This window comes from Chlamydia caviae GPIC (assembly GCF_000007605.1).
Taxonomy (GTDB): Bacteria; Chlamydiota; Chlamydiia; order Chlamydiales; family Chlamydiaceae; genus Chlamydia; species Chlamydia caviae.
In genome coordinates this window covers 841,556-861,666 of the sequence record NC_003361.3, presented here as the reverse complement: position 1 = coordinate 861,666, position 20,111 = coordinate 841,556, and the positions used below count along the sequence as shown (strand labels likewise).

Sequence of the window (20,111 nt, the reverse complement as noted above, 5' to 3'; positions counted from 1 at the left end):
GTCTCTTTTATAAGAAGGCTAGTTGTAATCCGGACATAAGTAACTGTGTACCTACAATTGTCGCAAAAAGACCAAGTACTGTTTGTATAGCAAGAAGTGGCTTGGTCTTTTCTTTTCCCCCACCAATAAAAACTTGTAGGATGATCGTTGTTAGGGAAATAAGGAACCAAGAAAGAATGAGAATAAGAGAAACAGAAGCAAAGCTATAGCGCTTGCCTATTAAAGTACAGCAGGCAGCTAGCCAAGAAGGTCCGATCATCAGGGGCAGAGCAATAGGTGTTACCATGGATAAGGAAGAGGGAGAGGTAAACCCTTTCCAGCTATTTTCTCTACTTAAATTTAAAATAGCCCGGATTCCTGTTAGAGTGACGGCGATTCCCCCTACAACTTTTATGGCACATAGAGGTGTTTTTAGCACATAGAGAGTACCCAAAGCGGCCTGGTAAAGAGCGAACATACTAAAGAGAGCAAATACACTTTCTCTGACTAATAGAGATAAACGCGCCTTTCTGGAATAAGGAGCAAGTACATGGTTTAATACTAAAACATTAGTTAAAGCATCTGTTGCAAATAATAATATGCAAGCTTGGGATAATAGAAAATAAATAGTGTCCATGGGAAGAATTTTTATATGCTAAGGCTATTATTTTTCAAGGTAATCAACTAAAGAGAGGAGAAACCTGGAAATTGTAGAGGAGGCAGGGTAAATTATCTTATGATAGATGAATCGATAGCAGACAGTATAGAGCTCTATAGTAAACCTTTTTCTTCTATTCTTTTATTTGGTCCTCCTGGAGCTGGTAAAGATTTATTGGGAAATTTTATAGCCCATGGGGGTAGTCAGGTTTATGTTTCTCTTGGGGATATTTTCCGCCGTTATCCTATAGGGTCTCCCATTCGCCAGCTGTTTCATAAATATGCAGTTTCTGGATCTTTGATTCCAGATGAAGATGTTGTTGCCGTGTGGAATTACTATGTTCAGGGACTAGTCGCTACTGGACAATTCCTCCCAGATCGTCAAGATTTGCTTATTAGCGGTCTGCCAAGGACAGTAGGTCAGGCAAAACTCCTTGATTCCTATATCATGGTACGTCATGTAATTATTTTAGAGGTGCATGAAGAGGTGAAGTTGCTCGAGCGTACGCAACAATCTCTCTATGCTAAGGGAAGAATTAACGAGGTCGGTATTGAAGTATTGCAAAAGCGTTTGCAATCATATCAAAAAGATATCGATGCTATCATTCAACACTATCCTATTCATAAGGTTTCTCGTATTAGTGCTGACCAGAAACCGATGGAAGTGCTTCGAGATGTCCTATTTCGGCTTGCTCATGTATTTTCTCATCCTGGCAAACCTGTGAATTAGACGGGTATATGTGATCTAGAGAGAAGCTTGTAATCTTATCTGCCAAGTTCGGGTAACGGTGAACTATAGCTTGTAATAAAGCATTTGTGAGTTCTTTGCTCAGTGGTTCTTGAGATTTTGCAAGTAAAGGGAGAGTTGCTTCCCATTGAAGAAGTTCATCTTTAACAATTTTAGGTGTGTCCGGTGTCGCTTTAAGATATGCTTGAAAGGCTTTCTTAGGGTGTTGTTGACAGTAATGAATACTTTGTTGAAGAGCTCTTTGTATTGCCTCGACAATTTCTGGAGATGTGGCTTTCGTATCTTTTTTTCCACATAAGAGAAGTTGAGGGCCAGTAGGAAGACCGTAGGAATCGGATAGGAAACAGCCTACAGGCATGCCTAAAGTATCTAGCTTAACACCTTCAATATTATAAAAAGCTCCATAGAGAAAATCGATTTTCTTCAGTAACATGGGGGAGATTAAATCAGAGCTAACATTGCGTACCTCTGAGGGAACAACCCCATGTAGGCGTAACGTCTCTAATAAACAAGAAAGATCTCGCGAGTTGTTTAGGCAAAACCCTAAAACTTTATTGTTTAGGTCTTTGAATTTTGAGATGTTATCTTCTTTCCTATAGATAAATCCTTGCAAAGTAGAACCGATTAGCGATCCGACTATTTGTACAGGAGCTCCTTGAAGAGAGGTTTTTATTGCTCCAAGAGCATGATAGAGAGTCAGATCTACCTGTTCGAATAGAACATGGGGAATAACAGCTCCGGTATCAGTACTTTTTTGAATATGTAAATCTATACCTTGATTCTGGAAAAAGCCTTTAGAAACCCCTACATACAAGGGAATGTGGTTAGGATTGGGAGTCCAATCTAAAAGCAAAGTTATAGGAGTTAGATTACTGGGTTGTGTGTGTTTAGTTTTGATTTTCCATATAGGAAGAATAAGTAAGGGAATAAGTAACATAGCCAATTTTCTACTTGGCAGGCGAAGTTTTTTTATTGTTATCTCTATGCGAAATAGAGCAAAGATCAGTTTCTCGCTTAGTAAAATTCCTTGAAATAGGATGAAAGTTACCGTTGTTAGAGCAAACAATCCTGAAAAGGTCATTTCCATATCATAATTTCTTCGGCTTTCTAAAATAAGAATGCCGAGACCTGATTGTGAAGCTACCCATTCTCCAGCTATAGCGGCAAATCCTGCAGATCCCATAGCAATTTTTAACCCTGAAAATATATGAGGAAGAGCATGGGGGAGGCGTAGTTTAATGAAGGCTTGTCGTTTTGTTGCCTGATGTAGCGTAAACTGCTCTAAAAGCTCTGGGGGGGTGGATGTGATCCCCTGATAGATCGTTATTGTTAGAGGGAAAAAGACAGTAAGAGCCGTAGGAACAATGACAGCATTTAATCCCCAGCCAAACCACAGCACAATTAACGGTGCTAGGGTGAACATGGGAGTGCATTGTACCAGTATGAAAAATGGATTTAAGAGATCTTTTGCTAGCTTGCAGGTTAGCATAAGGATAACCAAGCCTATCGACAAGAATAGCGCTAAAAAGAATCCTCCTAAAATACCTCGCAGAGTATACCAGGAAGAAGAAAGGATAAGATTCATAGAATCTGAAAAATTCGCTGCTATTTTTGATGGAGGCGGACAGAGAAAGGAAAATGATGCGTTATTTCTAGCAAAAAATTCCCAAAACAAAATGAAAAGAGAAATAGTTAGAAAGTAACACAAAAACTTTGTTTTCATTTTGTAATGTAGAGGAAAGAAATAATAAAGAAATCATAAGGGAATAGAATATATGCGGCAAGAAAATGATAGTTTAGGAATTGTAGAAGTCCCTGAAGATAAGTTGTATGGTGCGCAGACAGCGCGCTCTCAAAAATATTTTTCTTGGGCTCCTGAGGTTATGCCTAAAGAAGTTATTCGAGCTTTAGTTTTGATCAAACAATGTGCTGCTAAAGCCAACCATGATCTAGGGTTTTTAGATTCAAAATATTGTGACATGATTGTTTCTGCTGCTTCTGAGATTCTTGAAGGCGGATTTGAGGAGCATTTTCCTTTAAAGGTATGGCAAACGGGCAGCGGCACGCAATCCAACATGAATGTAAATGAGGTTATTGCTAATTTAGCTATTCAACGTCATGGAGGGGTTGTAGGTAGTAAAACACCGATACATCCTAATGATCATGTCAATAAATCCCAATCTTCGAATGATGTTTTCCCTACAGCTATGCATATTGCTGCGGTGATTAATCTGAAGAAAAAGCTCATTCCCGCTATGGATCATTTGCAAAGGGCATTAGATGCTAAGGTAGCTGAATTTCGTGACTGCGTAAAGATAGGAAGAACACATTTAATGGATGCTGTTCCTATGACATTAGGACAGGAGTTTTCTGGTTATAGTAATCAGATACGTCAATCCTTAGAGAGGGTAGCGTTTTCCCTTACGCATATGTATGAGTTAGCTATAGGGGGAACTGCAGTAGGTACGGGATTGAATGTTCCTAATGGATTTATAGATAAAGTGATCCACTATTTGCGTCAGGAAACCGGAGAGCCTTTCGTTGCTGCATCGAATTATTTCTCAGCATTATCTAACCACGATACGTTAGTAAATGCTCATGGTGTTTTAGCTACTTTAGCTTGTGCTTTAACAAAGATAGCTACGGATCTAAGCTTTTTAGGATCTGGTCCTCGGTGTGGTTTAGGAGAGTTGCTATTTCCTGAGAATGAGCCGGGATCTTCAATAATGCCGGGGAAGATCAATCCTACACAGTGCGAAGCTTTGCAAATGGTTTGTGCTCAGGTTATAGGGAATAACCAAGCAGTAATCATGGGGGGAAGTCGAGGAAATTTTGAACTCAATGTGATGAAACCTGTAATAATTTATAACTTTTTACAATCTGTGGATATTCTTGCGGGAGGTATGCAGGCTTTTGCAGATTACTTTGTTTCAGGTTTGCGTGTGAATAAACCTCGTCTTAAAGAGTATTTGGATAACTCTTTAATGCTTGTTACAGCTTTAACTCCAGTTTTAGGATATGATAAATGCTCGAAAATGGCTTTAAAAGCTTTCCATGACAATATTAATTTAAAAGAAGCCTGTATACAAATGGGTTATCTATCTGCAGAAGAGTTTGACCGCCTTGTTGTTCCCGAATCTATGGTGGGAAAATTTTAATGAGAGGCTTTGCTTTCTAAATTGATCAAAGCTTGAGCAAATAAGAGAGCGCTCTTCGTATTCGAGAAGATATGATCAACACCGATAAGCTCATCCAAATGATAGCGTTTGAGATCGCTTAGCGGTGTTTTTTTCACTCCTGCTAAAAGCAAGAGCGTCCCTTGGCGATCGCATTCTAAAAAGAATTCTTCTAGAGCATGCATAGCGGAGGCGTCAATTGTAGGCACGCGACTCATACATAATATGAAAATCTTTGGCGGCATTTCTATTTCATTGAGAAGATTTTTCAATCTATCAGCAATTCCAAAGAAGAAAGGCCCGTTAATTTCATAAATTTCTGTATGTGCAGGAACTTCAGATTTAGAAAAGAAATTATCATCTTTTGCCTGCTTATTCTCATCAAAATATTTTGCTGTAGATATCACGTCAGACAGATCACTCATCTGTTTCATGAATAGAAACGCGGCAAGCATCATACCCACTTGCACTGCAGAAGTGATATTCGTCATAACCGTAAGGATAAAGACGGTTAGAAGAACAACAACGTCTTTTTTAGGAGCAGTGAATAAATGAATAAAGTGATGTATCTCACTCATATTCCAAGCAATCAGAATAAGAACAGCGGCCAAACAGGTAAGAGGAATTTTTACTGTTAGTGGTGCTAAAGCTAAAAGAATAACACAGATAAAGGCTGAGTGAACCAATCCTGCTATAGGAGTTGTAGCTCCAGATTTAATGCTTGCTGCAGTTCTTGATAAGGAACCTGTTATAGGCATACCGGCAAAGAATGATGTACCAATATTTGCGATACCTTGTGCAACAAGCTGGCAATTGGATTGATGTCTCCATCCTGTCATACCATCAGCAACTACAGCTGCAAGTAGAGTTTCAATACCGGAAAGAACGGCAATAGTTAAAGCTTCCGGCATAAGCTGTAAAATTTTTGTCAGGCTAAGATGTGGGAACGAAGGCATAGGTATCGATTTTGGAAGAGCTCCGTAACGACTGCCAATCGTAGGAATATCGATGTTTAGTAACCACACTAGTGTTGAAGCTACGATAATAGCGATCATGACTCCTGGATATCGCGGCTTATAATTGCGGAAGTAAATCATGATGAGTAGGGTGAATAACCCTACGGCAAAAGCTTTACTATCCCAGGTCCATAGATAATCCCAGTAAGCTATCCATTTAGCAATGAAGTCTGTAGGAACGCTATCTCCCATTTGCAGACCGAAAAAGTCTTTAATTTGAGAGGAGAAAATGATAACAGCTAATCCCGTTGTCAATCCTGTAACCACGGGGTAGGGCATATATTTAATGAAAGTTCCCAGTCCTGTAAGCCCAAAGGCTACCAGGAATACCCCTCCCATTAGGGTGATTGTGAATAACCCCTCGACTCCATATTTTGCCGAAATACAATAAAGTATAGAGATGAAAGCGCTTGTCGGGCCCGATATAAGAACACGGCTACCGCCTAAAGCAGAGGCTATAAACCCTCCGATGATCGAAGCTAATAAACCTTGAATAGGGGATACGCCCACACCGATTGCAATAGCAATAGCGAAAGGAAAAGCTAGAACGCCTACAGTAAGTCCAGCTAAGAAATCTTTTTTAAATGTATTAAAGGTATAACCATCCTTAATACATGTGTAGAGCTTAGGAACAAGATGTTTAAACGATAAGGCGACTTTCACTAGACTCCTAACGTGGGTGCAGAACTAGAGAACTTTATTATTGTTCTGTTCTTTAGTATCTTTGTCAAATAGTTCGTTATGTTTATAGAGGTTTTGTCTTATTAAATCTAAGTTTCAAGAATATAGTATTGCCATACAAAACGGAGCTGAATAACAAATTTTTGATTTTAGTATATAACAAAGAAATGCTTTTCTTAATCTAGAACTATTTTTCCTACTTTACCTAACCCGTAAATAGGAGTACACTAGTTCGTAGAATTATTTTTGAGGTCATTATGTTGAAATTCCAATTGTGTGCTCTGTTTTTATTTGGATACATCGCGATTGTTTTCGAGCATATTGTGCGAGTGAATAAATCTGCCGTGGCTCTTGCTATGGGAGGTTTAATGTGGCTAGTTTGTTTTTCTCATATACAACATGCGGATCACATGATTCTAGCTGAAGAAATTGCTGATATGGCTCAGGTAATCTTTTTTTTATTCGCAGCGATGGCTATTGTTGAACTTATAGATGCACATAAGGGATTTTCGATAATCGTACGGTGTTGTTATATACAGTCTAGGACCTTACTCCTTTGGGTGCTTATAGCACTTTCTTTCTTCTTATCAGCAGCCTTAGATAACTTAACATCTATCATCATCATTATTTCCATTTTGAAGCGGTTGGTGAAATCTCGAGAAGATCGTCTGCTTTTAGGGGCTATTTGTGTTATTAGTGTGAATGCTGGAGGTGCTTGGACACCTTTAGGAGATGTAACAACAACAATGCTATGGATCAATGATAAAGTCACTTCTTGGGGAATTATTCGCGCTTTATTTGTTCCTAGTTTGGTTTGCGTTCTTATTGCCGGGGTTTGTGCGCAATTTATGCTTAAAAAGCGCACTACAGGAATGATCTCTAAGGATGTTGAGATAGAAGGTTCTCCTAAAAAAAGTGGTTTGATCATTTGTATTGGTCTAGGATCCTTATTGATGGTTCCTGTCTGGAAAGCTTGTTTAGGAGTTCCTCCATTTATCGGAGCTTTACTAGGACTCGGTCTTGTTTGGTTGGCTAGTGATTGGATTCACTCCCCCCATGGTGAAGATCGCTATCATTTGCGTATCCCTCACATTTTAACGAAGATCGATATCTCCTCAATTACCTTTTTCATAGGTATCTTGCTTGCTGTCAATGCTTTGACTTTTTCCAATGTTCTTTCCGAACTTTCAATGAGTATGGACAGGATATTTTCTAGAAATGTTGTCGCTATTTTTATTGGTCTTATTTCAAGCGTATTGGATAATGTTCCCCTTGTTGCTGCGACTATGGGTATGTATCAAGTCCCGATGGACGATACTTTATGGAAGTTGATTGCTTATGCGGCAGGTACTGGGGGAAGTATTTTAATCATAGGATCGGCTGCTGGAGTTGCCTTCATGGGTATCGAGAAAGTTGATTTTCTATGGTATTTTAAGAAGATCTCTTGGATTGCATTGGCTAGTTATTTTGGCGGTCTTATTTCATACTTTATGCTCGAGCGCATTGCTATGTTGTTTTGAGTAGGTTGTCTCAAGGTTAAAGAATTTTTTTGAAAAACTTTGTTTTAATAAAATCTTTATCCCCCTATCATACCACCTCCTTATAAACATTCTCTATTTGGAAGAGAGGTAAATATGAAAGTGAAACAAATTACAGCCTTGATTTGCTCCTTAGTATTAGGTTTTCAAATTTCAGGTTCCGCTAAGACTTTAGTTCAAAAAAATGCATGTTCTGACTTGGATTTTTTGGAACACTTACTTGATGTTAAATATGCTCCTAAAGAGTGGAAACATAAGCTTTTTCATTGGGATTTGAAAGATGCAACGGATCAAGCACGTTTAAAATTGTGTATTGAGGAAAATCCTTCAACAAGCTACTGCCAAGGAGTTCTTGCAGAATATATCTCTGATTTAAAAGATTTTCATGCCGGGATTACTTTCTTCCGCACAGAGAATTCTCATCTACCTTATACGGTTAAGTTAAGCAATTCTCGCAGATGCTTTATTGTTGATGTGCATACGTATAACTCTGAAATTTCTGTAGGTGATGAAATTTTAGAGATGGACGGTATGCCGATTATGGAGGTAATCGAGAGTATACGTACTGGTAGAGGAGCTCTTTCTGATTACGCTGCAGCTGCACGAACACTCTTTTCTCGTTCTGCTGCCTTAGGCCATCAAATTCCTATGGGAGTGGCAACATTAAAAATTCGTCGTCCTAGCGGTTTAACGCGTACGGTAAAAGCTAAATGGCGCCATACGCCTGAATATATTCAAGATCTATCTTTAATATCTCCTTTAGTAAAAGATCCTATCATCCAGATGAGATCTAGCCGTGCTTGCCCTTTATTATCTAGTGCTTCTGAAAATTGTTTATTCACAAACGAAATGGTTCCTTATTTCTGGAAGGAATTACGTCAGCAATATAAACGTGGTTTAAGTAGTGATTACAATATCGGAAGTAAAAGAGGTTTCTTACCTGATTTTGGACATGTGACATGGAAAGCTAAAAGTGGTCCTTACCATGCTTATGTGTTCACCTGCACCGATAATCATGGACAGTCTCACAGTATTGGATTCCTTAGGATTTCTACATATTCTTGGACAGATATGGAAGATCGTACTGCTATGAATATGGAATCCCCATGGGATGACTTCAGCGAGATCATTAGTGTTTTACAAGAGAAAACCGAAGCTTTGATTATCGATCAGACAAACAATCCTGGTGGTAGTGTCTTCTATCTTTATGCATTGATTTCTAGATTAACAGACAGACCTTTAGAAACACCTAAACATAGAATGATTCTCACTCAAAGTGAAGTACAATCTGCAGTACAATGGTTGAACCTTCTTGAAGGAGTTGAAACCGATGAGCAAGCAAGAAATGCTCTCGGTGAGGATATGGAAGGTTATCCTATCGATATGAATGCGGCAGGATATCTACAGACATTTTCTAATACTGTTTTAAAATGTTGGGCAAATGGGGATATTAATCTCTCTACACCTATGCCTTTGTTAGGATTTGCTAAAGTACATCCACATCCTGAACATCGTTATACACGTCCTATCTGCGTCTTAATCAATCAGGAAGATTTCTCCTGCGGAGATTTATTCCCTGCGATTATGAAGGATAGCGGTCGAGCTCTTATTGTAGGAACGGCCACAGCAGGAGCCGGAGGTTTTGTCTTTAACGTAGAGTTCCCTAATAGAACAGGCATTAAAAGTTGTTCTTTAACAGGATCTCTAGCAGTAAGACCTGACGGTTCTTACATAGAGAATTTAGGGGTCTCTCCTCATATATTCTTAGATTTTACAGATACGGATGTACAAACAGGAAAATATTCTGATTACATTAGCACTGTGAAAAGTTTAGTTCTTGATCTTATTGAAAGAGAAGCTGATAACAAAGCTTCTTAATTTGGAAGAAAAAATAAATATCTGTTATATTAGTAACCTTTAGAAAAAGACAAAAATCTTTTTCTAAAGGTTTTTTTTAGCATTGTATCCATGTTTGGAGGGAAGATATATGCGTAGGGTTATATTAAATAATCCTAGAGGGTTTTGTGCTGGGGTAGTTCGCGCTATTCAAGTGGTAGAGACTGCTTTAGAGAAATGGGGAGCCCCGATTTATGTGAAACATGAAATTGTTCATAACCGACATGTAGTAGATGATCTCAAGAGGAGAGGGGCGATCTTTATCGAAGATCTTAGCGATGTTCCTTCTGGAGAAAAGGTTGTTTATTCTGCTCATGGGATTCCTCCAGAGGTGCGCGAAGAGGCAAGAACTCGGAATCTTTTTGATATTGATGCGACTTGTGTTTTGGTAACTAAGATTCATTCTGCGGTGAAGCTTTATGCAAGCAAAGGTTATCAAATTATTTTAATAGGGAAGAAAAAGCATGTGGAAGTTATTGGGATTCGCGGAGAAGCTCCTGAAAGTGTTACCGTGGTAGAAAAGGTAGAGGATGTAGCTAATCTTCCTTTTGAAGAGAGTGTCCCTTTGTTTTTTGTAACTCAAACGACGTTAAGCTTAGATGATGTTGCTGAAATCACCCAGGCGTTAAAGGTGCGTTATCCGCATATCATCACTTTGCCGAGTTCTTCTGTATGTTATGCTACACAAAATCGTCAAGAAGCTCTACGTTCGGTATTGCCTAAGGTGAATTTCGTTTATGTTATTGGAGATGTGCAAAGCTCTAACTCCAATCGTTTACGAGAAGTTGCTGAAAAAAGGAATATTCCTGCTAGATTAGTGAATAGCCCGGATCATATTTCTGATGAGATTTTAAATTATTCTGGTGATATTGCAATAACAGCAGGAGCGTCAACTCCCGAGCATATTGTTCAATCTTGTATTTCTAGGTTAAAAGAGTTAATACCCGATTTACAAGTTGAAGAAGATATATTTGCTATAGAAGATGTCGTATTTCAACCGCCTAAAGAGCTCCGTAATTAAAAAGTCTTCATTCTTACATATATTGCGAGTAGGAATGCATAGAATAATATTCTCTATTAGAGAATATATCTATTTATCCTTCTCACTCTATATGAAATATCCAAAACTCATCGTATATGATTTAGCGAAGTTTTTTTATTCCTTATTCAGAAATCCCTACAGGAAGTTACGCCGTTCTCCACAATCTTCATTGCTAAAGGAAGGAAATGTTTATGGAGAGACCCCTTGGTCAGCATTAAACAAAGTCAGTAGGGAATTCGGAGTTACTTCTCAAGATGTTGTTTATGATTTAGGCTGTGGACTAGGGAAAGTATGTTTTTGGTTTTCCCATATTCTGAGATGCCAGGTTGTGGGTATAGATAACCAATCTACGTTTATTAACTTTGCCTCTCGTATGCATAGGCTGTTGTCTGCACAGCCTACAGTGTTTTTTCAGGAAAATTTTCATGAAACAGAATTGTCACAAGCTTCTTGCGTCTATTTTTACGGCTCGTCGTATTCTTTAAAAGTGTTGAAAGGTGTCCTCATAGCTTTAGAAAAGCTAAAGTCAGGAAATATGGTCATTAGCATTTCCTTTCCTCTAGACTCTTTACCCGATGGAGATATGCTGTTTTACACAGAGAAAAGTTGTGATGTTACTTTTCCTTGGGGTAAGACAAAAGCATATAAAAATATACGAAAGTAAATACCCTCTATTGATAAAGGCTGCGAACAGCATCGTGTTCTGTTTGTAGTATTTGTAGTAAGAAATTATCCATATTTTTCCAGTGGTCCTTTACCTCTTCGATAGAACGGGTGATTTCGTCATGTTCTATACGGAATATTTCTTTATAGTTTTCTGCAAATGTTCGTGACGCAGTTTCTTTCAGCTCATAAATTTTTGATGAGGTCTCTGTAAGCTGCGATAGGGAAGTACAAATTTTACCAGCACTTTTAAAGAATGTTCGTGCTGTTGCTTCTTTCCATAATCCTGTATGTTTTTGAACGAATCCTAAAATACGTTTTCCAGAGATCTCTCCAAGGAGTGGAGAAGCCGCTCCTATGATTCCTAAAGTTGCTGTGGCAATTCCCAACCACTGCGCCATCTTAGCTTGACTTTCGTAACTTTCAATCAGCTCCCTAGCTTTTTCCAAAAGATGCTTCCTAGCTTCTAAACGAGCAAGATTCTCTTGTTCTCTGCTATTTAACATCAGCTTCATAATTTCTGCGCAGATTCTAAGGACATCTAGATTGGATACACGCATGTGCAGTAAAGAGCTTAGCTGTGCTTCCGTAAGAGCAAATTCAATAATTTCATCAGGCAAGCTAGGAGATTGCGTATAGTGAGCAGCCATCTGATTAGAAAGTTTTTCAATAGCGAAATCTTTTTTCTGTTTATGATGTTGTTGCTCTTGGTCTTGTTGTCCCTGTTCTCCGTGCTCTCCTTTTCCTTCTTCTTTTTCTTGAGATTTTGCATTGAAACGTGGTTCTGCAATCTCTTTTTGTACATGGCTGAATAGCGCCATAGGACTGAGAGAAGATGTGGAAGGTTTTGGTAAAGATGGTGCAGATTTTTCAGCGTCTTCAGAAGTTCTCCCAGTATCTTTCGAGCTGTGCTCTTTTATGGTTTGCTTGTCATAAGTTTGCACTTCAACTTGCGTTTTGCATAAGGTAAGGGATGGTTTTTCCCCATAACCATCATCTTTAGATTCTGGTAGGTTTAAGATCACTGTTGTTGTTTTTGTTACGGCACTTTCGTCTTTAGGAGCTAAGCAAGAGGAAAATCCCATACTTGCTTGTGCTTTTTGTTCTTTTACAGAAGAAAAAGACGAGGAGAGTTGGTTAGTTTGTCGTAAAGCTGGATTCTTATCAGCTGAGGAAAATGTATCCAGAGATTTTTGTGATGACAGATTCGGTAGAGATGAAGATTTCATCAGCATACCATTTTTTGCCATTAAGGTTTCTGAGGGCGCAGGTTTATTTTGTGAAGGAAGTTGTGAAAATACCGAACCTGATTGATTTAATAAGTTTAAACAAGCATCGGACATGGAACGTAAAATAGCCATTTGGCAACAATCAGGAACGGTTACCTTAGCATCTGTTGTTGAAGATGCTTCGGATCCTGATTCGGTCATTATCAAATCAAGTTCGGCATTCTCCGAAGTTGTAATCGTTGTTGTTGAACAAGATGCTGTCATGACATTCCTTAAAAAGAATTTACCTTAGGGCTTCCAGAAACGTTCTATCTATTTCTCTACACAACTGTAACACGCGTCCGAGATTTTCTAAAGAATCATGAATGCTTTCTATGAGTTCTTGAGTGCGAGCGACGTGATCATCCCTCTCAAAATTTAATAACTCTATTTTTGCTTCAAGAGTTAAATACCTGGCTTTGATTTTCGATAGCCGTGATTGTATCCAAAGCATACATCCACGTATAAGACCTAAAGCTCCTTCTACAGCGGGGCCGATTCCACTCATGATGCCTTCTGTGAGTTTAGAAAATCCGAGGCCTTCCGTCTTTAAAGAGACAAGCAAGAGTAATGTGGCTATGATATAAAGAGAGATTTGTATTGTTTTCAATATCTGTTGTTTTTTCTGTTTGTTCTTTCCTGGAAGAAGTTTTTCAATTTTTTCCCAGCCATTTAAAGTATCTAGTAAAGTCAGTACTAGCATAATGAGAGCACCGATTAAACCTAACCAGCAGAAAAGACCTCCACCCATAATGACGAGAGTGGCAGATGTCCCTACAGAAATCCATGGGAGGATCCATTCTATAACGGTCATTATTGAGCCCCAACGCTTTGCTTGTGCCTCCTTTTCTATGTATTTTTGGAGTTGTGTTATGCGTTCTGCATGTGTTGCTTCTAATTCCTTCTGGGTCGTTTCTACACAATCTTTATAGGATGCGTAGGCAGAAAAATCTGAAAGTATTCCTTGTTTTGTCAAAAGGTAACTTAAGGTAAATACACCAAGAGAAGGAGGGCTAATAACAGGAACAACAGAAGCTGCTCGCGTTTTGTGGTTTTTTTTGAATTTTTTAAAGAAACATTCTTGATGCTGCTGTTTTCCTGGATGCTCATCTTGTGATAATCCTTTACTGTATTTTCCTAGGGGCGATTTTAGAGTAGGACGTTCTTCTTCTTTGCTGCGCAGATCAGCATTCCGAGAAGAAAGAGATTCCTCCTCAGGCAGCATTTTATGTCCCAAATCTTCTGTAGATTCACGGAAGATCTCAGTTCTTTCTAAATTACGTTGGGTTTTTGGTTGTTCTTCAGATTGTTTAGGTTTAGGCATGAATAGAGATGCATCGGCGCGAGAGCTCTTTTCAGGTGCCTTTTCCTGAGTCTTCGGCATGATTAAATCTTTAAGAAGAGCTTGCATCGATTCTTTGGAATTTTTTTGCGAAAAAAGATTCCATGGTGAAGAAGATGATGACGACTGTGCTTTCTTTGGTAATTGCGATGCTAAAGAACTTCCAAAGTGTAAGATTTTCTCTCTAGCGCTCGCGAGAGTCAGCTGTTTATTCAAAACAGTCTTCCCTTCATTTTTTGTGAATACTGTTTTCGTCAGTGTCTCGGAAAAGAGTTTTAGAGATTTTCCTAAAGATTCTGGAGCTAGTGTGATTGAATATTTTATATCTGATAGCGCTTCAGATTGCTTAGGACTATCGGGAATGTAAGGCTGTTGATTTAAGAGAATCTCGGTAGATTGTGCGAGCCAAGAAGACATAGTCAGTTCCCTAAAGTTATGGGATTATGCGTGGTTTTTTATATCCAAGATTTCAGCTTTTAGTTCTTGGTAAGCGCTATGATGTTTTGCTCGTTCCCACGCAGCTTCTAAAGCCTTGCTTGCCTCTTCTTGTTGGTCCATGAGAGTGTAACAGATATAGGCATAATAGTGAGGATAGGGGTCTTTATCTCGTAATATTGCCGTTACCGCATAAGCATGTAAAGCTTGAGGATAAAGCTGGCTCATATGGAGAGAGGCTCCTAAAGAAAACCAGAATTTAGAAACAAAAGGATTAAAGAAGACTAACCAACGAAAAGTTTTACTACTTTCTTGATATTCTCGATTTAGGTAAGCGTTGTAACCTTCTTTATAAACACGTTCTAATTCTTCTGCAGAGATTTTGAAGATTTTCTGGTATGTATCTAATGGGAATTCTTTGCTTGGGAAATATCCTGATAGATAACTCTCCAAATCATCTGGAAAGGGGTAATCTTCTTTACTTGAGGAGGCTATTTTTTCTAATAAATAAGCTAAGTATGACATTACGGACGCAAATTGTAAATAAAGGTATCCATGAGTTCTTTGAGAAGTTTCAAGGCGTTGGAGCGTGCTTGGTGACATTGTGAGACTTCTTGAAGATGCCTTTGCATGTCTGTTCGTTCAAGCTGGGTGATTTTTTCCAGGTTTTCTTTACGCATCTGAATATTTTCTTTTAGAAGTTTTTTCTCTTCTTCAGACCATTGCAGAGTATCTGTTATCGTTACACCCAGTTTTTTTGCTTGATCCACGAGAGCTTTCATTTCTGAATCATCTCGCCAGTCAATAGCACCTTTTTCAGAGTTAATTTTAGAAATGAGCAGCATTAATGTGTCTACATTATCGGTACGCTCTTTAACGCGAAGATATAATTCTTGGGCTTCGGCTTCGGCCTGTCCCAGAATCCTTTCCATAAGTTTCATAAAACGTATGAATACGTTTTCAATCTTTGGAGTAGGAATTGGGGTAAATCCTGCTGGAGGAGTTGGAGCAGAAAAAAGTGCCATCGGAGATTGCGCTTTCTTCTTAAATGTTTTTTCTTCCTCAACATGAATTTCTCGAGATTGGCGTACCTCATTAAGATAGCGTAGATGCGCTACGGAGAGATCAGCAGGAACTGCTTCGGCAGAAGTCTTTGATTTATATTTTTTCCCCCTACCTTTTTGCTGATCATCATCATCATCTTGATGTTGGCCATCATGTTGGCGATCTTGTTTTTGATCTCGGTTTTCACGATCCTGCTGAGATTCTTGAGACTTTGTGGTGAAAATCTGCTGTTCTTTTTTCTCCGCAATAAAGGAATTGTGAGATTGAGAAGAAATTTGCTCTCCATCTTTTTTTGTTTGGGAGTGTTGCAGTATTCCTGGCGCCTGGGCAGCACGTTGGGCAAATTGTCCCGAAGTATGCTGCGGTGAGGAGGAACTTGTATAAGGCCGAGAATCAGGAGCCTTTGCAGAAGAATAGCGGACAGCGAGTTTCACGGCAGGTTGTTGTAATGCTTTCGGTGTGCCGTACGAATCTATTGTAGATCTTGGTGCTAAATCCTGTGGTTTGCATCCTTCTTGAGGAAGGCGCTGTTCTTGTTTTCCTAAACTTGAGGACTCTTCCTGTGTGTTTATAAGATCTGTAGTCTCTAAAGTTTGAAGAAGATCAGAGATGAGTATTTCAACTTCAATAGTTTCTGGAGAAAGGAAGACAAGATTATGAGCACAATCTTGTAAAGGATTGGCATTTTCTCCAGAAGCTGCAGAAATTTGCGCAAGGGCAAGAGCAACTAGAGAGTTTAAGGAAGCTGGTGTGGTTCCTTCGGAAGTGAATACGGAAAGCGCAACATCTCCTGCTGCAGTCTTTAAAATACTGGAAGATGTTGATGCTGAGGATGAAGAGGAGGCATCTTCCTTTAACGTCATGTTGGTAGAGGGAACTGCTGAAGGCAGGGGAGTGTTCATACTAATTTTCGCACGAATAAATTATGGGGATGTAGAAGCGATGAAAATTATATAAAACCCCATTTTCCTGCAAGTTTGATTATAAAAGGGTTAGGCGGTAGGAGAGAATGCTGAAGAATATGAGGATTTTCTATTTACAAAAACAGCAATAGGAACCAAAATGAGTCTGCTAACCATCATAGAATCTTTTTCTGCCCAGGTGGTGAAATTGGTAGACACGCTGGATTTAGGATCCAGTGCTTCGCGGCATGTAGGTTCAAGTCCTATCCTGGGCATTTCAATATAGCTTTTCTAAGACAATCATTAAATTCCTGTTCATAGTAAAATAAAATCTAGAGTTTTAGATTTTTTTTGAGGAATTTTATGAAGAAAATGCTTCTAGTTCTCACTTATTCTCTAAGTTGTTGTTTTTCTGTGGCTTTTGCGGAAAGTTTCCTTGCTTCGGGATGTACATCCTTAGTCAAGGCCGTACCTGTATCGGAATTACACTTCCAAGAGTCAACTGGTCACGTCCCCTATAGCTTCTATTATCCTTATGAGTATGAATACTATTACCCACAGACTTACGGGGAGTACACTGGAGCATCCCGGGGTAACGAAGATTGCTATTCTCGCTTTGAAGACGGTACTTTTTTCTATCATTGCGATTAAGGATTTCTCGGGTGGTAGGAGAGGAAGTTTTCCATTAACGTATCTGCAGCTACGTGTGTATAGATTTCTGTAGAGGCAATGCGGGCATGCCCGAGCATCTCTTGAATGATCCTGAGGTCAGCCTTGTTATCTAATAGATGCGTAGCAAAGGCATGCCTTAGAGAATGCGGGGAGACGCGTTTATGGGTTACCTGCTTTGCGTAGTAGTGGATTCTTCTCCATACACAAGAGCGTTCTAATCTATGGCCGCGTACGGAAAGAAATAGATGATGTTCTTCCGGGTGGAGCTTTTGGAAGGTTTCTCGAAATGGGCATAGATAGGCGTCAATAGCCTTGCAGGCGACTTTTCCTAGGGGAACAAGGCGTGTTTTGGAGCCCTTCCCTGTAACTCGTAGAAAATCATCACTAACGTCACTAATACATAAGTCGCAAAGTTCGGATACGCGAATCCCTGTGGAATAGAGGGTAAGGAGAATAGCAGTATCTCGAGCAGAGATTATAGGAGAGGTTTTAGATTGTTGGGCAGCAGATAAAAGGGCATCGACTTCTTTCGGAGTTAAAACAGAAGGAAGGCGTTTCCAAATTTTCGGATGTTCAATAAGAGGAGGATGATCAAGAAGCTTTGCTTCTTTAAGAAATCGGAAAAATACTTTTAAGGCAATCAGGCGACGCGCTAAAGTAGATTCAGCTTCTTTGCGTTTATGTAGCTGCTGAACAAACAGATACACGCTATCTTGGGAAATTTCTTCGGTTGATGTAATGGCGTTTATTTTTAGGAATAGGGTAATGTCCTGACAATACGCAGAAATAGAGTTGCGGCAAAGACCGCGATCTACAGAGAGAAAAAGAATAAATTGTTCGAGAATAACATCGCAAAACTGGGCTGAGGTCATAAAAATTAACTTCGGCTGGTTAGTTTTCAGTATAGATATTTAGGTAGTTTTTAAGCTAGAACGAGGTAGACGATGAATAAAAAAGGCTTTTTAGATAGCTCCTCAACAAAGATATTACAAGATTTGGCTGTGGCACCTATAGATTTAACAGCCCCAGGAGTAATTTCTAAAGAGCGTATAGAAAGGTTTTCCTTGTCTGTAGAGGGCTTTACATTAAGTTACGCTACGGAGCGTGTCGATGAGGGAATTTTATCTGCATTAGAGGATTTAGCTTCTGAACGTGGCCTTATAGAATCTATGCAGGCAATGCAAAACGGAGAAGTTGTCAACTATATCGAGAATTTTCCTAGTGAATCGCGACCTGCTTTGCATACGGCGACACGTGCATGGGTTAAGGAAAGCCCTTTACAAGGTAATGCTGAAGACATTTCTTTAAGATCAAAAATCGAAGCTCAACGTTTAAAGGACTTTCTCAATCGCTATAGGGATGTTTTTACAACGATTGTACAAATTGGGATTGGGGGGTCAGAACTCGGTCCTAAAGCTTTGCACTGGGCTTTAAAAGGCTGTTGCCCTTCAGATAAAAAAGTATATTTTGTCTCCAATGTGGATCCTGATAATGCTGCAGAGGTTTTACAAGAAATCGATTGCGCAAAAACTTTGGTTGTTACGGTATCAAAATCAGGTACTACATTAGAGACTGCTGTTAATGAAGAATTATTAGCAGATCATTTCTTAAAACAAGGATTGCATTTTCAAGATCATTTTATTGCTGTTACCTGCGAGGGTAGCCCTATGGATGATACAAGTAAATATCTTGAAGTTTTCCATATTTGGGATAGTATCGGAGGCCGCTATTCCTCAACATCTATGGTTGGCGGGGTTGTTTTAGGCTTTGCCTATGGATTTGATGTGTTTTTACAGCTCCTTGAAGGCGCAGCATCTATGGATCTCGCTGCTTTAGAACCTCGTATGAGCGAAAATCTTCCTTTATTATCGGCAATGTTAGGGATTTGGAATCGTAATTTCTTACGTTATCCCACCTCTGCTGTGGTTCCCTATGCTACAGGATTAGAGTATTTCCCTGCGCATTTACAGCAGTGTGGTATGGAATCTAATGGAAAGAGTGTTGCCCAAACCGGAGAGGTGATAGGCTTTGCCACAAGCCCTATTCTTTGGGGTGAGGTGGGAACAAATAGCCAGCACTCCTTTTTCCAGTGCCTTCATCAAGGTAGCGATATTGTGCCTATAGAATTCATTGGTTTTCAAGAAAACCAAAGAGGGAAAGATATCGTTATCGCCGGATCGAGTTCTTCTCAAAAGCTCTTTGCTAATATGGTAGCGCAGTCCATAGCCTTAGCAAAAGGACGGGAAAATACTAATCCGAATAAAAATTTTAGAGGAAATCGCCCTTCCTCTCTTCTTGTATCTGAAAGACTCACTCCCTACACTATGGGAGCTCTTTTAGCCTTCTATGAACATAAAATCGTCTTTCAGGGCTTTTGCTGGGGAATTAACTCCTTCGATCAGGAAGGAGTTACCCTGGGAAAAGATTTAGCAAACCAGGTTTTGCAAGTTATGCAAGGTCAGGAGAAAGAGGGAGCTCTTCTTGAAGCAGAAGCCTTGTTAAGGCTTTTTAACAATATTAAAAAATAAAAATTCCTCAGAATTTCGGGGAGACAAAACTTGTTTTCCCTGAATACTTTAATGGTTTTTTGTGGTACAATAGCACTTTCATTTTCTTAGATGGATGGAAATGCTATGTTTTTTATTCGTGTGCGTTCTGTAGGATTTTTAGATATTCATGGTGTTTTATCTACTCGTAAGGGAGAGCAGGTAATCAAATCTGGTACCGGAGTTTGGGTAGGAGCTCGAGGAGCTATTTTCTACCGCATAGCTTCCTAGCCTTTCTTTTTTTTCATTTTTTCGTTTCATAACTGTTCTGAAAGAAACAGAAATGTTTCTTTTTATCTTTTTTGCGCGTTAATATTTTTTGAAATTTTTTACTCTAGTTCCCCTGGTATTTTATCTTTTATAGAGGTTCTAAGTGGGAACTAGGGTTTGACAGAAACGTAAGTAAAGCATAAGTCTTGGTATAGAATTCAGATGCGGAGTATTGTGGATAAGAGTGTAGCGCTTTTGTTTATTTCGCCTCTTAA

17 protein-coding genes and 1 tRNA gene are annotated in these 20,111 nt (G+C 39.2%); 10 read left to right on the top strand and 8 right to left on the bottom strand.

What is annotated here, in order from left to right; all coding sequences use genetic code 11:
• Window positions 1–7: 7 nt before the first annotated feature.
• The gene (locus CCA_RS03770; RefSeq protein WP_011006705.1) at window positions 8–616 is read right to left on the bottom strand and encodes a MarC family protein; all 609 of its coding nucleotides are present in this window, start codon (window positions 614–616) and stop codon (window positions 8–10) included.
• A 99-nt stretch (window positions 617–715) separates the two neighbouring features.
• Between CCA_RS03770 and CCA_RS03765 the strand changes: the two genes are divergently transcribed.
• A complete protein-coding gene (locus tag CCA_RS03765) occupies window positions 716–1,366 on the top strand; it encodes a nucleoside monophosphate kinase (RefSeq protein ID WP_041462227.1) in 651 nt (216 codons plus the stop codon).
• Here CCA_RS03765 and CCA_RS03760 read toward each other — a convergent pair.
• Window positions 1,275–3,107 (bottom strand): ABC transporter substrate-binding protein, encoded by a 1,833-nt coding sequence (locus CCA_RS03760; RefSeq protein ID WP_011006704.1) that lies wholly within the window; start codon window positions 3,105–3,107, stop codon window positions 1,275–1,277. The genes CCA_RS03765 and CCA_RS03760 overlap by 92 nt on opposite strands.
• Window positions 3,108–3,159: 52 nt before the next feature.
• Between CCA_RS03760 and fumC the strand changes: the two genes are divergently transcribed.
• Window positions 3,160–4,542 (top strand): class II fumarate hydratase, encoded by a 1,383-nt coding sequence (gene fumC / locus CCA_RS03755; protein WP_011006703.1) that lies wholly within the window; start codon window positions 3,160–3,162, stop codon window positions 4,540–4,542.
• Here fumC and CCA_RS03750 read toward each other — a convergent pair.
• Window positions 4,539–6,239: a solute carrier family 26 protein gene (locus tag CCA_RS03750; RefSeq protein ID WP_011006702.1), complete on the bottom strand. Its 1,701-nt coding sequence runs from the start codon at window positions 6,237–6,239 to the stop codon at window positions 4,539–4,541. The two genes, fumC and CCA_RS03750, sit on opposite strands and share 4 nt — an antisense overlap.
• A 275-nt stretch (window positions 6,240–6,514) precedes the next feature.
• Here CCA_RS03750 and CCA_RS03745 point away from each other — a divergent pair, with 275 nt between their 5' ends.
• The 4 genes from CCA_RS03745 to CCA_RS03730 all read left to right on the top strand — a co-directional run bounded on the left by CCA_RS03745 (window position 6,515) and on the right by CCA_RS03730 (window position 11,397).
• Window positions 6,515–7,777 (top strand): NhaD family Na+:H+ antiporter, encoded by a 1,263-nt coding sequence (locus CCA_RS03745; RefSeq protein ID WP_011006701.1) that lies wholly within the window; start codon window positions 6,515–6,517, stop codon window positions 7,775–7,777.
• A gap of 114 nt (window positions 7,778–7,891) precedes the next feature.
• Complete coding sequence (locus CCA_RS03740; protein WP_011006700.1) at window positions 7,892–9,673, top strand: protease-like activity factor CPAF; 1,782 nt, start codon at window positions 7,892–7,894, stop codon at window positions 9,671–9,673.
• A gap of 109 nt (window positions 9,674–9,782) precedes the next feature.
• A complete protein-coding gene (gene ispH / locus CCA_RS03735; RefSeq protein ID WP_011006699.1) occupies window positions 9,783–10,712 on the top strand; it encodes a 4-hydroxy-3-methylbut-2-enyl diphosphate reductase in 930 nt (309 codons plus the stop codon).
• Window positions 10,675–11,397 (top strand): class I SAM-dependent methyltransferase, encoded by a 723-nt coding sequence (locus CCA_RS03730; protein ID WP_011006698.1) that lies wholly within the window; start codon window positions 10,675–10,677, stop codon window positions 11,395–11,397. Before ispH ends, CCA_RS03730 begins: the two co-directional genes overlap by 38 nt.
• A gap of 7 nt (window positions 11,398–11,404) precedes the next feature.
• Here CCA_RS03730 and CCA_RS03725 read toward each other — a convergent pair whose 3' ends face one another.
• The 4 genes from CCA_RS03725 to CCA_RS03710 are packed head-to-tail and all read right to left on the bottom strand — an operon-like array spanning window position 11,405 to window position 16,408.
• Window positions 11,405–12,889, bottom strand: coding sequence for a CarD family transcriptional regulator (locus tag CCA_RS03725; RefSeq protein ID WP_011006697.1), 1,485 nt, complete (start codon window positions 12,887–12,889; stop codon window positions 11,405–11,407).
• Between the two features lie 19 nt (window positions 12,890–12,908).
• Window positions 12,909–14,423 (bottom strand): hypothetical protein, encoded by a 1,515-nt coding sequence (locus CCA_RS03720; RefSeq protein ID WP_011006696.1) that lies wholly within the window; start codon window positions 14,421–14,423, stop codon window positions 12,909–12,911.
• Between the two features lie 24 nt (window positions 14,424–14,447).
• The gene (locus CCA_RS03715; protein ID WP_011006695.1) at window positions 14,448–14,966 is read right to left on the bottom strand and encodes a SycD/LcrH family type III secretion system chaperone; all 519 of its coding nucleotides are present in this window, start codon (window positions 14,964–14,966) and stop codon (window positions 14,448–14,450) included.
• Window positions 14,966–16,408: a hypothetical protein gene (locus CCA_RS03710; RefSeq protein ID WP_011006694.1), complete on the bottom strand. Its 1,443-nt coding sequence runs from the start codon at window positions 16,406–16,408 to the stop codon at window positions 14,966–14,968. The genes CCA_RS03715 and CCA_RS03710 overlap by 1 nt, the downstream gene beginning before the upstream one ends.
• Before the next feature lie 193 nt (window positions 16,409–16,601).
• Here CCA_RS03710 and CCA_RS03705 point away from each other — a divergent pair.
• Window positions 16,602–16,683: transfer RNA gene (locus tag CCA_RS03705), tRNA-Leu, on the top strand.
• An 88-nt stretch (window positions 16,684–16,771) separates the two neighbouring features.
• A complete protein-coding gene (locus CCA_RS03700) occupies window positions 16,772–17,059 on the top strand; it encodes a hypothetical protein (RefSeq protein ID WP_011006693.1) in 288 nt (95 codons plus the stop codon).
• Here the strand turns inward: CCA_RS03700 and CCA_RS03695 are convergent.
• A complete protein-coding gene (locus CCA_RS03695; protein WP_011006692.1) occupies window positions 17,056–17,952 on the bottom strand; it encodes a site-specific tyrosine recombinase XerD in 897 nt (298 codons plus the stop codon). The genes CCA_RS03700 and CCA_RS03695 overlap by 4 nt on opposite strands.
• 72 nt (window positions 17,953–18,024) lie before the next feature.
• Between CCA_RS03695 and CCA_RS03690 the strand changes: the two genes are divergently transcribed.
• Window positions 18,025–19,608, top strand: coding sequence for a glucose-6-phosphate isomerase (locus tag CCA_RS03690; protein WP_011006691.1), 1,584 nt, complete (start codon window positions 18,025–18,027; stop codon window positions 19,606–19,608).
• Between the two features lie 105 nt (window positions 19,609–19,713).
• The gene (gene ltuA, locus CCA_RS05330) at window positions 19,714–19,857 is read left to right on the top strand and encodes a protein LtuA (RefSeq protein ID WP_011006690.1); all 144 of its coding nucleotides are present in this window, start codon (window positions 19,714–19,716) and stop codon (window positions 19,855–19,857) included.
• Window positions 19,858–20,111 lie beyond the last annotated feature (254 nt).